Here is a 12,887-nt window from a genome sequence, read left to right as displayed (position 1 = left end):
AGCTCGCCCATGATGTTAAGTAAGAAAAACAGCGAAGCTCTGGATGCCTTCAGTGAAAAACTGGAAGTCGAAGGGCGCAGCCTGTGGCAGGATGCGCGTCGCCGCTTTATTCATAACCGTGCCGCCTTCATCAGCTTGCTGGTGTTGCTGGTGATCACCGTGTTCGTGGTGTTCGCACCGATGTTGTCACAGTTCAAATACGACGATACCGATTGGGCAATGATGTCTGCCGCGCCGGATACCGTTTCTGGACACTGGTTTGGTACCGATTCATCGGGACGCGATCTGCTGGTGCGTGTAGCCATCGGCGGTCGTATCTCGTTGATGGTCGGAATTGCTTCAGCACTTATTGCCGTGCTGGTGGGCACGTTGTATGGCTCATTGGCCGGTTATCTTGGTGGCAAGATTGACTCAGTCATGATGCGTATTCTGGAAATCCTCAACTCCTTCCCGTTCATGTTCTTCGTCATCCTGCTGGTGACCTTTTTTGGTCGTAATATCCTGCTGATCTTTGTCGCGATTGGCATGGTGTCCTGGCTGGATATGGCGCGTATCGTACGCGGACAGACGCTAGGGCTGAAACGTAAAGAGTTCATTGAAGCGGCGCAGGTTGGCGGTGTGAGCACCTTTAACATCGTACTGCGCCATATCGTGCCGAACGTGCTCGGTGTGGTGGTGGTATACGCCTCGCTGCTGGTGCCGAGCATGATTCTGTTCGAATCCTTCCTCAGTTTCCTTGGTCTGGGCACTCAAGAACCGCTAAGTAGTTGGGGCGCGTTGCTGAGTGATGGTGCTAACTCGATGGAAGTGTCGCCGTGGCTGCTGATGTTCCCAGCCGGTTTCCTCGTGGTGACACTGTTCTGTTTTAACTTTATCGGCGATGGCTTGCGTGATGCCCTCGACCCGAAAGATCGTTAAGGAGTTTCCCGATGACCATACATGAATTTCAGCCAGCAATGGCTGCGCGTGCGGGAAACAGTAACCTGCTGCTGGACGTAAAAGATCTGCGCGTTACCTTTAGCACTCATGACGGTGATGTCACTGCTGTGAACGACCTCAACTTTTCACTGCATGCCGGTGAAACGCTGGGAATCGTCGGTGAATCCGGCTCGGGTAAATCACAAACCGCATTTGCCTTGATGGGCCTGCTGGCGAAGAATGGCCGTATTGGCGGTTCAGCAAAGTTTAATGGCGAAGAGATTCTTAATTTGCCTGAGAACAAGCTAAACAAGCTGCGCGCAGAGCAGATTGCGATGATTTTTCAGGATCCGATGACGTCGCTCAATCCTTACATGCGCGTCGGTGAGCAGTTGATGGAAGTGCTTAAACTGCACAAAGGCATGAACAGCGCGCAGGCGTTTGAAGAGTCGGTGCGTATGCTGGACGCGGTAAAAATGCCGGAAGCACGCAAGCGCATGAAGATGTTCCCGCACGAGTTCTCCGGCGGTATGCGTCAGCGTGTGATGATCGCCATGGCGCTGTTGTGCAGACCAAAACTGCTGATTGCGGATGAACCTACCACCGCACTGGATGTGACGGTGCAGGCACAGATCATGACATTGCTGAACGAACTGAAGCGTGAGTTCAATACGGCAATTGTGATGATCACCCATGACCTTGGCGTGGTGGCGGGGATTTGCGACAAAGTGTTGGTGATGTATGCCGGTCGCACCATGGAGTATGGTCGCGCGCGTGATGTGTTCTACCATCCTGCACATCCGTATTCAATTGGCCTGCTCAGTGCGGTGCCGCGCCTGGATGCAGAAGGGGAATCACTCACCACTATCCCAGGCAACCCGCCGAACCTGTTGCGCTTGCCGCAGGGTTGTCCGTTCCAGCCGCGTTGCGCCTACGCGATGGACATTTGCGCCAAAGCGCCGCCGCTTGAGCCTTTTGCCGAAGGTCGGTTGCGTGCCTGCTTCAAGCCGGTGGAGGAATTAGTATGAGCACCGTTATTGAAGAGAAAAAAGTCTTGCTGGAAATCGCCGATCTCAAGGTGCATTTCGAGATTAAAGATGGCAAACAGTGGTTCTGGCAGCCGCCGCACACGCTGAAAGCGGTGGATGGTGTCAGCCTGCGCCTGTACGAAGGTGAAACGTTGGGCGTGGTCGGAGAATCGGGCTGCGGTAAATCGACGTTAGCGCGTGCCATCATCGGGCTGGTTAAAGCCACCGAAGGACGTGTCGCATGGTTAGGGCGTGATTTGCTGGGTCAAAGCCAGGAAGAGTGGCGTCAGGCGCGCAGTGATATCCAAATGATCTTCCAGGATCCGTTGGCATCGCTCAATCCGCGCATGACGATTGGCGATATCATTGCTGAACCGCTGCGCACCTACTATCCGAAGATGCCGCGCGAGGAAGTAAAAGACAAGGTGAAAACCATGATGATGAAGGTGGGCTTGCTGCCTAACCTCATCAACCGTTATCCGCATGAGTTCTCTGGCGGGCAATGTCAGCGTATCGGCATTGCTCGCGCCTTGATCCTTGAACCGAAATTGATCATTTGCGATGAACCCGTATCGGCGCTTGATGTGTCTATTCAGGCGCAGGTGGTTAACCTGTTGCAGAAATTGCAGCGGGAAATGGGCTTGTCGCTGATCTTCATCGCGCACGATTTGGCAGTGGTAAAACACATCTCCGATCGCGTGCTGGTGATGTATCTCGGCCATGCAGTTGAGTTGGGGACTTATGATGCGGTGTATAACAATCCGCAGCATCCGTATACGCGCGCGCTGATGTCTGCGGTACCGATTCCCGATCCGGATCTGGAGAAGAATAAGCAGATTCAGTTGCTGGAAGGGGAATTGCCGTCACCGATTAATCCGCCATCGGGATGTGTGTTCCGTACGCGTTGCCCGATAGCTGGACCTGAATGTGCGAAGACGCGCCCGTTACTGGAAGGCAGCTTCCGCCATGCGGTTTCTTGTTTGAAAGTGGATCCGTTATAACGAGCCATCCGCTCAAAACGAAAACGCCGGGCAATTGCCCGGCGTTTTTACATCGTTCAGTCGCTTACTCGCGCCACAGGATATGGCAGAGTTTATGATCTTTCTCACGGCATAGCAGTACGCGTGCAAACACATCGGTAATCGGCTCACCGTCAGCTTCACCCAATCCAATCACTACTTCGGCGAAGAAGTCAGGGTTAAGATCGAAATCCACATGCTCCTGCCAATCTTCTGAAGGATCGAACAGTTCTGCGCCACCACGCTCTTCAAATTGCAGGTTGAAGAGAATGATGTCAGCGGGGTCGAGGTTGTCACCGGCCAGCTCGAGAAAAATATCGTAAGCCTGTTCCAGCGTTTCATCTTCAGTAAGGCGATTATTTAAATCCATGGTCATTCCTGCTTGCCCTGAGGCGGTAATATTTTCGCTCGTTTTACAGTAAAGGACTAAAGAAGTAAAACAGTCGTTCAACGATACGTTGCCACCAGGCACGTTTGGCCCAGCGCGCACCGTCCAGCAAGCGTGAACGGGCAATGTAGTCATCTTGTACGGTGGCGAGATCGCTGCCGAAACCGTCATCATCCACCACTAATGTGATCTCAAAATTAAGCCACAAGCTGCGCATATCCAGGTTGACGGTGCCGACTAAACTTAATTGTCCGTCAACCAACACGCTTTTAGTGTGAAGCAAGCCATCTTCGAACTGATAAATCTTCACGCCCGCTTCCAGCAATTCAGTAAAGAAGGCGCGGCTGGCCCAGCCCACCAGCAACGAATCATTATGACGCGGCACAATGATGCTCACTTCAACGCCACGCAACGCGGCGGTGCAAATGGCATGCAGCAGGTCATCACTGGGAACAAAATAGGGCGTGGTCATGATCAACTGCTCGCGCGCCGAATAGACCGCTGTCAGCAGCGCCTGGTGAATCATATCTTCCGGGAAACCGGGGCCAGAGGCGATCACCTGAATGGTATGTCCGCTTTCCTGTTCGAACGGCATCACATTGCCATCCGGTGCGGGTGGCAGAATGCGTTTGCCGGTTTCAATTTCCCAGTCGCAGGCATAAACAATGCCCATGGTGGTCGCCACCGGGCCTTCCATACGCGCCATCAGGTCAACCCATTGTCCTACGCCTGCATCTTGTTTGAAGAAGCGTGGATCAACCAAATTCATGCTGCCGGTGTAGGCGATGTAGTTATCAATCAGCACCACTTTGCGATGCTGGCGCAAGTCCATACGACGTAAGAACACACGCAACAAGCTCACCTGTAATGCTTCAACCACATCGATGCCCGCATTGCGCATCATGTTGGCCCACGGGCTGCGGAAGAAGGCCACGCTGCCGGCAGAGTCCAGCATCAAGCGGCAGTGCACGCCACGCCGCGAAGCCGCCATCAATGATTCGGCGACTTCATCGGCCAATCCACCTGGTTGCCAGATGTAGAACACCATTTCGATGTTGTGACGGGCGAGTTGAATATCGCGAATCAGTGCGTGCATCACATCATCGGCGCTGGTGAGTAATTGCAGCTGGTTGCCTTTTACTCCCGCCACACCCTGGCGATGACGGCACAGATCAAACAAAGATTGCGCAACATCGCTGTGTTCGCTGGCAAAGATGTGGCGGCATTGTTTGAGGTCATTAAGCCATTTCGCGGTAGAAGGCCACATGGTACGGGCGCGCTCAGCACGACGTTTACCTAAATGCAGCTCACCAAAGGAGAGATAGGCGATTATACCCACCAGCGGCAGTATGTAGATGATTAACAGCCAGGCCATTGCTGAGGTGACCGCGCGACGTTTCATCAGAATGCGTAGCGTGACACCGGCAATCAGCAGCCAGTAACCAAACAACAGCAACCAACTGATAAGGGTATAAAATGTGGTCATTAAGTGGACATCCTGTTCGCGCTTTGTTGAGCAAAGTTTACGTGCTGATCTCAGGGAGTGAAACCTTTAATCGTCGATGACAGTTCGATGAAGCTTTCGATTTGGCATTTCGCAACAGATCTTTATAATGCCTGCCGAGTTTAGCCGGTCTGAGAGGATGTGATGAGACGAAGCAAAAATGAAGTGTCGCGCTGGAGAATGTTACGTCAGGTACATCGTCGTCGCGCTCGTTGGCTGGAAGGGCAGTCGCGTCGCTATAAACGCATCCACACTATTCGTCATCAGGTGGCGCAGCAGCATCGTCGTTCCATTCTGTTTATCGCGCAAACTTTCTAATCGGACTACGCGGCGTTTAATGGCCGCGTAACACCAATACGACATTTACTAACTGTAATGCCGCCGCCAGCACAATCATCATGACAATTTGCTGGCGAGCGTTGCGCCAGCCTTGCTGACGCCAAACCCAAAGTGCTCTGCCAATGAGGGCGAGAACCGCCACCAGCAGTAAAACTGATTGCCACATAGATTAGAAAACGCGTTTAAACGGCTTCACCGCCACTTTTTCATACACGCCAGCGGCAATATAAGGATCATCCTTGGCCCAGGATTCTGCCACTTCTAATGAAGAGAATTCGGCGATGATCACCGAACCGGTAAAACCTGCTGGGCCAGGATCGTTACTATCAACAGCCGGCAACGGACCTGCTGCAATCAGTCGACCTTCATCTTGCAATAGCTGCAAACGAGCAAGATGCGCGGGACGTACCGAGTTGCGTTTTTCCAGTGAATCAGCGGTATCTTCCGCATAAATGACGTAAAGCACGATGGGATACTCCCGTTAGACTTGCCGAAATTGCGTGACACGTTAAGTGATCGTTAATCAGAGTGCAAACGAAAGATAATTCCGCTGTCATTCGGCGCAATTAGCGCTAAAAAAGGCCATTTCTGCGGTGGCTTACACATCGCTTATTGAAACTGATTGCTATTTGCATTTAAAATCTGCGCTTCACTCAATGAACATGAATGATATGACCACGTTGACTACGCCTTTACCTACACGTACCCCCATTGCTGTAATTTTATCCGTGGTACTTCACGGTTCGTTGATCGCTGGCATCCTCTATGCATCGTTTCATCAGGTGATTGAAGTTCCCAAAGCCTCGCAGCCAATCAGTGTTTCGATGGTGGCACCGGAAGTGCAGCCGGAACCGGCTCCGGCGCAAGTCACGCCGCCGCCTCCACAACCTGAACCGGAACCAGAAGTCGCACCAGAGCCGCCAAAAGCCGAGCCAGTGCCGATCCCCACGCCGGAACCTAAGCCCAAACCGAAACCTAAGCCGAAGCCAAAGGTGGAGAAAAAGCCGGAGCCTAAGCCGCGTCAGGAAGTGAAGCCGCAGGAAAATCCGTTTAAGCAAGATGCGCCGACCACGCAATCGCGCCCTACCACTGCGCCGAAAACCAATCCTGCGCCAACGCCAACCGTCTCCGATGGCCCAAAAGCGATGAGCGTCAGTAAGCCAGGCTATCCAACGCGCGCCTTAGCGTTGCGTGTAGAGGGGAATGTGCGGGTTAAATTTGATGTCGATAGCGATGGACGCGTCGATAACATTGAAATTCTGTCAGCCAAGCCAGCCAACATGTTTGAACGTGACGTGAAGCTGGCGATGAAGAAATGGCGCTATCAGCCAGGGCGTCCAGGGAAAGGGTTGACCATGAATATCGTGTTCCGCATTAATGGCGGCGCGAATATCGAATAAGTACGGTTAATCGGCAAAGAAAAAGCGGTCATTTGACCGCTTTTTTTATCTCTATAAATCGCTCAAATTACTTCTGCCTGCGGGCAACGGACGCGATTGTCCGCTGTTGTCGACGGCGACATAGACGAACACCGCTTCGGTAGCGCAGTAAGTTTGACCGATGGGTTCGGACGAGACTTTCTTGATCCACACTTCAACGTTAATGGTCATCGAACTGTTGCCGGTGCGAATGCAGCGTGCATAACAGCTCACCACATCACCAACCGCTACCGGTTTGAGGAACGTCATGCCGTCAACGCGCACGGTCACGACACGACCTTCAGCGATCTCTTTAGCTTTGATTGCGCCGCCCATGTCCATCTGCGACATCAACCAACCACCAAAGATATCACCGTTGGCATTGGTATCCGCTGGCATCGCCAGGGTTCGCAATACCATTTCGCCTTGCGGCGACTTATGTTTTTCGTCCATTGCTCAGTTCTTCTGCAGGTGAAGAGAAGCCCGACGTTGCCGGGCGAAGAGACATTATTTTTGTTCTTGTTGCGGCATCTGTCGCCAGATATACACGCCGCTCAACAGGGTAAACAGTAGGGTCAGGCCGGTCAGACCGAACACTTTAAAGTTAACCCAAAATTCCTGTGATAACCAAAACGCAACATAAATATTCGCTAAGCCGCAGGCGAGGAAGAAAATCGCCCAAGCGATGTTGAGATTGCGCCACACGCCCGAAGGCAGTTGCAGCTCTTTACCCAACATGGTTTGAATCAGTGGCTGTTTCATAAACCATTGGCTGTAAAGCAGCGCCAGAGCAAACAACGAATAGATCACCGTTACCTTCCATTTGATAAATTCATCATTGTGGAAAACCAACGTTAAGGTGCCAAACACGGCAACCAACACGAAGGTGAAAATGGTCATCTTTTCCAGCTTGCGGTACAGCACCCAGCTGACGACTAACGCCAAGCCTGTCGCCACAATCAAGGCGCCAGAAGCGACAAAGATGTCGTATAGCTTGTAGAAGATGAAGAAAACCACCAGGGGAAGAAAATCGAGTAACTGCTTCATAGCGTTTCCAATTAGGGCAGGAGCATTCAGTTAAGGCGCCGCGTAAAGCGCCATAACGATTAACGTAACAGCATATACAGCCGGTACAAATAAATAACCAGAATAGCGGAGACCAGGTTGCCCAGCGCATTTAACACCACGGAAGCAATATTCGCTGGCAGCACGGTTAAAGACGAGAAGAAGAACATCAATACGATCTTCGCTAACAGCCACAGCAAAATCGCGGGTGCAATTACCTTAATATTCTTCCAGGCAAGACGCATACTGGCACGCATGGCGCCGATCACGCCGAGTTTTTCATTGGCCAAAATCACCGGCGCTAAAGAAAATACGATCGCCAGCAACACACCCGGTACCATCAAAACCATAAAGCCTAATTGCACCAGCAAGGTGATCAAAAAGGTTTGCAGCAGCAGTTTCGGCAGCAACGGCGCAGAAGCACCAATAGCGCGTAAGGCACTGACGCGTTGGCCGCCCGATACCATCGGGATCAGGCACAGCATGCCGCCCAGCAGCAGCGTATTGCCAATTAAGGCTGCGAAGGTACCCGCCGCAGAAGCGCGCAGCAGAATGCGTTGTTGCTCTGGCGACATGTTCTGTACCAGTTCAAACAGCGAGGATGCGCTGTCATCTGACTGGCTCAACAGTGATAACTGGTCTTCACCGGGGGTTAAAGCATGGCCGACGATCACAGTAATGAACGAGGTCAGCAACGCCATCAGCAAAATAGTCACCAGCTGATGACGTAAAAAATTTCCTGTGTCACGGTATAACGAGCTTGCCGTGATAGACATGTAAACTCCTTGAAAGAACCGGGTTAATTAACCCGGCGATTGTACATGTTCTACTGGCGTGCTGGCACCCGCATTGCAATAACTTTCTGTCATGGAAGGTAAAGAAGGGTGAAAAAGCGCAGGAAGACCGTAGCGTGCACGCGCGCGATCGCAGGCTTCGTTATGCACGCCGTTTTCACCAGACATAGAGAATTCGCGACACGGCGAGGGCCGTTGCTGATAAATGCCGCAGGAAACGCAGCCGCCAACTTCACCTTGCAGCGCGATACAGTGCGGCTGGCGCTGGTTGGTGCCGCGCATATTGCGCATCAGCAAGCCTAATTGCTCGGTTAATTCAACGGGCACGGCACCGCCGCCATCTTCGGCTTCGGCCCAGTAAAAAGAAACGCGGAAGTTAGCGCAGCATGCGCCGCAGGTCATGCAAGGATTAAGTGAATCGCTCATCTGATTGCCCGCCACTCCTAAGACATCGAACCAAAATCACATTGGGGAAAAATAAAATAATCACGGCGAAAAACTTTGGCAAGTGGACTTTTAAGACAACGCGCAAAGCCAAAATTGATCTGAATCAATTCATTGTTTTTTAAGTGATTAATTTGAATTGATGCAGATGATCTTTTACTGAAAAAGGGTTAGATATTGTGCCGCAATCCACATTGAGACCCTATTTTCGGCAAAGGAGTGATTATGAAACTGGCAAAATGCGCACTGCTCATCGCGTTGGCGATCCCACAATTGGCGTTGGCCCACGAAGCGGGTGATTTCTTCATGCGCGCGGGCAGCGCCACCGTACGTCCAACCGAAGGCTCTGACAATGTGCTGGGTATGGGCGGCTTCAGTGTCAGTAACGACACGCAACTGGGTTTAACCTTTACCTACATGGCCACCGACAATATCGGTGTTGAGTTGTTAGCTGCCACGCCGTTCCGTCACAAAGTTGGCCTGGGTGCAACCGGCAATCTGGCAACGGTGCGTCAGTTACCGCCAACTTTGATGGCGCAATACTACTTCTTCGACAGCAAAAGCAAGGTACGTCCGTATGTCGGCGTCGGCATCAACTACACCACTTTCTATGATGCCAAATTCAACCAAACTGGACAGGATGCGGGCTTAACCGATCTGAGCGTTAAAGATTCGTGGGGCATGGCGGGTCAGGTAGGTCTGGATTATCAAATCAACCGCGACTGGATGCTGAACGCATCGCTGTGGTACATGGACATTGATACCACCGTGAAATTTAAAGCGGGTGGTGAGCAGCAAAACATCAACACGCGTATCGATCCGTGGGTGTTCTTCTTCGGCGCGGGTTATCGTTTCTAATCCGCCAGCAGAAATGAAGCGGGCGACCAGATGGTCGCCCGTTGTGTTATTTGATCTGCATGTTGTTCACAACAGATTTCACGCCAGCCACGCTGCGGGTGACTTCAACCGCGCGATTAGCCATTTGTGGTGAGCTAACAAAACCACTCAGCTGAACTTTACCTTTGAAGGTTTCGACATTGATTTCAGTCGATTTCAGCGATTCATCATGCAACAGCTGCGCCTTCACTTTGGTGGTCACGACAGTATCGTCGATGTAACCGCCGGTTCCTTCCTGAGTTGATGTCGGTGCACAAGCGCTAAGCGTTAACGCGACCACCGCAGCCATCAAAAATCCTGCAACGACTTTGAACAATTTCATTGGTTATCTCCCTGTCTTAAATAAAGTTTCGCCGCTTCATGGCGGCGCTATTAATTGTGGTCTGGCTTAGCAAAATCGGCAAATCATCCAGTGCAAAAAAATAGGAATAAGGGGACTTTTACCACTTATTGATCCAATTGCGTTTTTCCTTATCCCGCTAAGCTGATGGCGCAGGGCAAAAAATGACTTCTACACCATAAAACACGCCGGTCTGTGCCTAAGCATAGATATTGCAGGGAACATAAATAATGAAAAAACGTGCCATTTTAGTCATCGCCACGGTTGGCTATTTGTCGTATCTCCAGTTATTTGCGACACAAACGCTTCCTTTGCCGAGTGCGCAGGCGGAATCAATAATTAATCCGCACTTAGGCACGCTTTGCAAAGCTGCGGCGGCAATCAGTTTTGGTCGCAATTTTAAGATCATGCAATTAGATAAAGTTGATGAGCAGGGCGTTGCCTGGGTGCATTACCTGCGGCCGTCGGATCAATCGCGCTGGGCAATTCGTTGTCGCTTACAGGACAATCGGGTGATTTGGATGTCGGATAATCCAGACAGTGCTGGTCGCTGGCGTGACGGGCCGGATGATGAAGTGCTGACCTGGCGCATCAGCAATGACAAGCTCACCATGAAACTGGCGTATGCAGACGGATCAGGGGAACAGCAGACGTTCAGATTGGAATAGGGAAGAGAAAGACCTTATCCGCACATGCAGATAAGGTCTTTTGGTATTAGCGGGTTGCCGCTTTCAGATTGCTGACGAAGGCTTTTAGCTCGCTCAGCAGCGTGGCCGGATCGTTCTGGTTACGCTCAATAATTTTCACAATCGCCGAACCCGAAATCGCTCCGGCGGCACCAGCGGAAATCGCATCCTTCACTTGGCCTGGCTCGGAAATACCAAAGCCTTGCAACGGAGGTGCGGCATTGAATTCACGTAGCTTGTTGATCAGGTGATGCAAAGGCTGGCTGGCGCGATTTTCAGAACCGGTTACGCCAGCGCGCGACAGCAAATAAGTGTAGCCACGGCCGTGTGAAGCGATTTCGCGCAGCAGGTTATCATCCGCATTTGGCGGGCAGATAAAGATCGGCGCCACGTTATGACGCATTGCCGCCTGACGGAATGGCGCTGACTCTTCGACCGGGACATCAGCAACCAGCACTGAATCCACGCCCACTTTTTCGCACTGCGCGTAAAAGTTATCGATGCCTTTGCTGAACACCAGGTTGGCGTACATCAGCAAACCAATTGGCAGGTCAGGATATTTCTGGCGCACGGTTGCCAGAATTTCGAAGCATTGCGCAACTGTAGTCCCGGCAGCAAACGCACGCAGCGTGGCGCCTTGAATCGTTGGGCCATCAGCCAGCGGATCGGAAAACGGGATGCCGAGTTCTAAGGCATCTGCACCGCCTTCCACCAGCGTGTCGATAATTTTTAGCGACAGCTCAGGAGAGGGATCGCCGAGCGTCACGAAGGGGACAAATGCGCCTTCTTTTTGCGCCGACAGACGTTGAAACAGCTGATTATAACGTTCCATCAGATCTCTCCCTTGGCTTTCAAAATATCGTGAACAGTGAAAATGTCTTTGTCGCCGCGACCCGAAAGATTGACCACCAGCAGTTGCTCTTTATCTGGATTCTCGCGGATCATTTTCAACGCGTGTGCCAGCGCATGGGATGATTCCAGCGCAGGGATGATACCTTCTGAACGGCAAAGTTCTTTAAAGGCGTCGAGCGCTTCATCATCGGTAATCGACACATATTCTGCACGGCCAATGCTGTTCAAATGCGCATGCTGAGGGCCGACGGAAGGGAAATCGAGTCCAGCAGAAATAGAGTAGGACTCTTCAATCTGACCTTCTCCGGTTTGCATCATCGGCGCTTTCATACCGAAGTAGATGCCAACGCGACCGTGTTTTAGTGGCGCGCCATGTTCACCGCTTTCGATACCGTGACCCGCTGGCTCTACACCAATCAGACCCACGCTGGTTTCATCGATGAAGTCAGCAAACATACCGATCGCGTTCGAACCGCCGCCAACGCAAGCCAATACTGCATCGGGCAGGCGACCTTCACGCTCCAGAATCTGGGCTTTAGTCTCTTCACCAATCATGCGCTGGAATTCACGTACGATAGTCGGGAACGGATGCGGGCCGGCTGCGGTGCCGAGCATATAGTGCGCGGTCTCGTAGCTGCCAGACCAGTCGCGCAGCGCTTCATTACACGCATCTTTCAGCGTGGCGGAACCGCTGTGCACCGGGATCACTTCTGCGCCCATCAAACGCATACGGAACACGTTTGGCGATTGGCGTTCCACATCTTTCGCGCCCATATAAATGCGGCATTTCATGCCGAGCAGTGCGCACGCCAGAGCGGAGGCTACGCCGTGCTGTCCCGCACCGGTTTCGGCGATAATTTCATTCTTACCCATACGCTTTGCCAGCAAAGCCTGGCCGAGCACCTGGTTAGTTTTGTGCGCGCCGCCGTGCAGCAAATCTTCACGCTTCAGATATAGGCGAGTTTTGGTGCCTTTGGTGAGGTTTTGGCACAGCGTCAACGCGGTTGGACGTCCGGCGTAGTTTTTCAGCAAATCGGTAAATTCAGCCTGAAATTCAGGATCGCGTTGTGCTTCAACGAAGGCGCTTTCTAACTGGCGCAGCGCTGGCATCAGGATTTGTGGTACATATTGACCGCCAAACTCGCCAAAATAGGGATTCAATAACGTGGTCATTTTCTCATCTTCCTTCTTCGGC

18 protein-coding genes are annotated in these 12,887 nt (G+C 52.0%); 7 read left to right on the top strand and 11 right to left on the bottom strand.

Annotated elements, in window-relative coordinates; genetic code table 11:
• Nucleotides 1–9: 9 nt before the first annotated feature.
• From oppC to oppF, 3 genes are read left to right on the top strand one after another with little or no spacing between them, the layout of a single operon-like run.
• On the top strand, nucleotides 10–918 hold the full coding sequence (gene oppC, locus ACPUC7_RS00800; RefSeq protein ID WP_494921407.1) for an oligopeptide ABC transporter permease OppC: 909 nt from the start codon (nucleotides 10–12) through the stop codon (nucleotides 916–918).
• 11 nt (nucleotides 919–929) lie between these two features.
• Entirely contained in the window at nucleotides 930–1,946 is a 1,017-nt protein-coding gene (locus ACPUC7_RS00795; RefSeq protein ID WP_494921406.1) for an ABC transporter ATP-binding protein, read from the top strand.
• Nucleotides 1,943–2,947, top strand: coding sequence for a murein tripeptide/oligopeptide ABC transporter ATP binding protein OppF (gene oppF / locus ACPUC7_RS00790; RefSeq protein ID WP_494921405.1), 1,005 nt, complete (start codon nucleotides 1,943–1,945; stop codon nucleotides 2,945–2,947). Before ACPUC7_RS00795 ends, oppF begins: the two co-directional genes overlap by 4 nt.
• Before the next feature lie 64 nt (nucleotides 2,948–3,011).
• On the opposite strand, the gene ACPUC7_RS00785 is transcribed toward oppF, so the two are convergent.
• Together ACPUC7_RS00785 and cls are read right to left on the bottom strand one after the other, a co-directional pair.
• Nucleotides 3,012–3,341 (bottom strand): HI1450 family dsDNA-mimic protein, encoded by a 330-nt coding sequence (locus tag ACPUC7_RS00785; protein ID WP_196250121.1) that lies wholly within the window; start codon nucleotides 3,339–3,341, stop codon nucleotides 3,012–3,014.
• A 37-nt stretch (nucleotides 3,342–3,378) separates the two neighbouring features.
• Nucleotides 3,379–4,839, bottom strand: coding sequence for a cardiolipin synthase (gene cls, locus ACPUC7_RS00780; protein ID WP_494921404.1), 1,461 nt, complete (start codon nucleotides 4,837–4,839; stop codon nucleotides 3,379–3,381).
• 162 nt (nucleotides 4,840–5,001) lie between these two features.
• Here cls and ACPUC7_RS00775 point away from each other — a divergent pair, with 162 nt between their 5' ends.
• Nucleotides 5,002–5,175 carry a YciY family protein gene (locus ACPUC7_RS00775; RefSeq protein WP_494921403.1) on the top strand — a complete coding sequence of 58 codons (174 nt, stop codon included), beginning with the start codon at nucleotides 5,002–5,004 and terminating at the stop codon, nucleotides 5,173–5,175.
• Nucleotides 5,176–5,191: 16 nt separating this feature from the next.
• Here ACPUC7_RS00775 and ACPUC7_RS00770 read toward each other — a convergent pair whose 3' ends face one another.
• Together ACPUC7_RS00770 and ACPUC7_RS00765 are read right to left on the bottom strand one after the other, a co-directional pair.
• Nucleotides 5,192–5,362, bottom strand: a complete 171-nt coding sequence (locus ACPUC7_RS00770; protein ID WP_343552747.1) for a hypothetical protein — start codon at nucleotides 5,360–5,362, stop codon at nucleotides 5,192–5,194.
• 3 nt (nucleotides 5,363–5,365) lie between these two features.
• Complete coding sequence (locus ACPUC7_RS00765) at nucleotides 5,366–5,662, bottom strand: YciI family protein (protein WP_343552748.1); 297 nt, start codon at nucleotides 5,660–5,662, stop codon at nucleotides 5,366–5,368.
• Nucleotides 5,663–5,867: 205 nt separating this feature from the next.
• Between ACPUC7_RS00765 and tonB the strand changes: the two genes are divergently transcribed.
• A complete protein-coding gene (gene tonB / locus ACPUC7_RS00760; RefSeq protein WP_343553527.1) occupies nucleotides 5,868–6,596 on the top strand; it encodes a TonB system transport protein TonB in 729 nt (242 codons plus the stop codon).
• 51 nt (nucleotides 6,597–6,647) lie between these two features.
• Here the strand turns inward: tonB and yciA are convergent, their stop codons facing one another.
• The 4 genes from yciA to ACPUC7_RS00740 are packed head-to-tail and all read right to left on the bottom strand — an operon-like array spanning nucleotide 6,648 to nucleotide 8,899.
• A complete protein-coding gene (gene yciA, locus ACPUC7_RS00755) occupies nucleotides 6,648–7,067 on the bottom strand; it encodes an acyl-CoA thioester hydrolase YciA (RefSeq protein ID WP_343553528.1) in 420 nt (139 codons plus the stop codon).
• Between the two features lie 54 nt (nucleotides 7,068–7,121).
• Entirely contained in the window at nucleotides 7,122–7,661 is a 540-nt protein-coding gene (locus ACPUC7_RS00750) for a septation protein A (protein ID WP_343553529.1), read from the bottom strand.
• 59 nt (nucleotides 7,662–7,720) lie between these two features.
• Entirely contained in the window at nucleotides 7,721–8,455 is a 735-nt protein-coding gene (locus ACPUC7_RS00745) for a YciC family protein (protein ID WP_343553530.1), read from the bottom strand.
• A gap of 27 nt (nucleotides 8,456–8,482) precedes the next feature.
• Complete coding sequence (locus ACPUC7_RS00740; protein WP_494921402.1) at nucleotides 8,483–8,899, bottom strand: YkgJ family cysteine cluster protein; 417 nt, start codon at nucleotides 8,897–8,899, stop codon at nucleotides 8,483–8,485.
• A gap of 243 nt (nucleotides 8,900–9,142) precedes the next feature.
• Here ACPUC7_RS00740 and ompW point away from each other — a divergent pair, with 243 nt between their 5' ends.
• Entirely contained in the window at nucleotides 9,143–9,775 is a 633-nt protein-coding gene (ompW, locus tag ACPUC7_RS00735; RefSeq protein WP_494921401.1) for an outer membrane protein OmpW, read from the top strand.
• Nucleotides 9,776–9,821: 46 nt separating this feature from the next.
• Here the strand turns inward: ompW and ACPUC7_RS00730 are convergent, their stop codons facing one another.
• A complete protein-coding gene (locus ACPUC7_RS00730) occupies nucleotides 9,822–10,136 on the bottom strand; it encodes a BON domain-containing protein (protein ID WP_343553533.1) in 315 nt (104 codons plus the stop codon).
• Between the two features lie 248 nt (nucleotides 10,137–10,384).
• Between ACPUC7_RS00730 and ACPUC7_RS00725 the strand changes: the two genes are divergently transcribed.
• Nucleotides 10,385–10,822 carry a hypothetical protein gene (locus ACPUC7_RS00725; protein ID WP_494921400.1) on the top strand — a complete coding sequence of 146 codons (438 nt, stop codon included), beginning with the start codon at nucleotides 10,385–10,387 and terminating at the stop codon, nucleotides 10,820–10,822.
• A 46-nt stretch (nucleotides 10,823–10,868) separates the two neighbouring features.
• Here ACPUC7_RS00725 and trpA read toward each other — a convergent pair whose 3' ends face one another.
• A complete protein-coding gene (gene trpA / locus ACPUC7_RS00720) occupies nucleotides 10,869–11,672 on the bottom strand; it encodes a tryptophan synthase subunit alpha (protein ID WP_343553535.1) in 804 nt (267 codons plus the stop codon).
• Entirely contained in the window at nucleotides 11,672–12,865 is a 1,194-nt protein-coding gene (trpB, locus tag ACPUC7_RS00715) for a tryptophan synthase subunit beta (RefSeq protein ID WP_494921399.1), read from the bottom strand. Before trpB ends, trpA begins: the two co-directional genes overlap by 1 nt.
• Nucleotides 12,866–12,887: the final 22 nt, after the last annotated feature.

It is taken from the genome of Pantoea sp. CFCC18179, assembly GCF_059412405.1.
This window is presented reverse-complemented; position numbering and strand designations above follow the sequence as displayed.

What these genes read in the sequence shown, in the direction of transcription:
- yciA (WP_343553528.1), bottom strand. Translation starts at nt 7,067, where the DNA reads ATGGACGAAAAACATAAGTCGCCGCAAGGCGAAATGGTATTGCGAACC.
- ACPUC7_RS00725 (WP_494921400.1), top strand. Translation starts at nt 10,385, where the DNA reads ATGAAAAAACGTGCCATTTTAGTCATCGCCACGGTTGGCTATTTGTCG.
- trpB (WP_494921399.1), bottom strand. Translation starts at nt 12,865, where the DNA reads ATGACCACGTTATTGAATCCCTATTTTGGCGAGTTTGGCGGTCAATAT.
- ACPUC7_RS00740 (WP_494921402.1), bottom strand. Translation starts at nt 8,899, where the DNA reads ATGAGCGATTCACTTAATCCTTGCATGACCTGCGGCGCATGCTGCGCT.
- ompW (WP_494921401.1), top strand. Translation starts at nt 9,143, where the DNA reads ATGAAACTGGCAAAATGCGCACTGCTCATCGCGTTGGCGATCCCACAA.
- tonB (WP_343553527.1), top strand. Translation starts at nt 5,868, where the DNA reads ATGACCACGTTGACTACGCCTTTACCTACACGTACCCCCATTGCTGTA.
- ACPUC7_RS00785 (WP_196250121.1), bottom strand. Translation starts at nt 3,341, where the DNA reads ATGACCATGGATTTAAATAATCGCCTTACTGAAGATGAAACGCTGGAA.
- ACPUC7_RS00745 (WP_343553530.1), bottom strand. Translation starts at nt 8,455, where the DNA reads ATGTCTATCACGGCAAGCTCGTTATACCGTGACACAGGAAATTTTTTA.
- ACPUC7_RS00795 (WP_494921406.1), top strand. Translation starts at nt 930, where the DNA reads ATGACCATACATGAATTTCAGCCAGCAATGGCTGCGCGTGCGGGAAAC.
- oppC (WP_494921407.1), top strand. Translation starts at nt 10, where the DNA reads ATGATGTTAAGTAAGAAAAACAGCGAAGCTCTGGATGCCTTCAGTGAA.
- ACPUC7_RS00750 (WP_343553529.1), bottom strand. Translation starts at nt 7,661, where the DNA reads ATGAAGCAGTTACTCGATTTTCTTCCCCTGGTGGTTTTCTTCATCTTC.
- trpA (WP_343553535.1), bottom strand. Translation starts at nt 11,672, where the DNA reads ATGGAACGTTATAATCAGCTGTTTCAACGTCTGTCGGCGCAAAAAGAA.
- cls (WP_494921404.1), bottom strand. Translation starts at nt 4,839, where the DNA reads ATGACCACATTTTATACCCTTATCAGTTGGTTGCTGTTGTTTGGTTAC.
- oppF (WP_494921405.1), top strand. Translation starts at nt 1,943, where the DNA reads ATGAGCACCGTTATTGAAGAGAAAAAAGTCTTGCTGGAAATCGCCGAT.
- ACPUC7_RS00770 (WP_343552747.1), bottom strand. Translation starts at nt 5,362, where the DNA reads ATGTGGCAATCAGTTTTACTGCTGGTGGCGGTTCTCGCCCTCATTGGC.
- ACPUC7_RS00775 (WP_494921403.1), top strand. Translation starts at nt 5,002, where the DNA reads ATGAGACGAAGCAAAAATGAAGTGTCGCGCTGGAGAATGTTACGTCAG.
- ACPUC7_RS00730 (WP_343553533.1), bottom strand. Translation starts at nt 10,136, where the DNA reads ATGAAATTGTTCAAAGTCGTTGCAGGATTTTTGATGGCTGCGGTGGTC.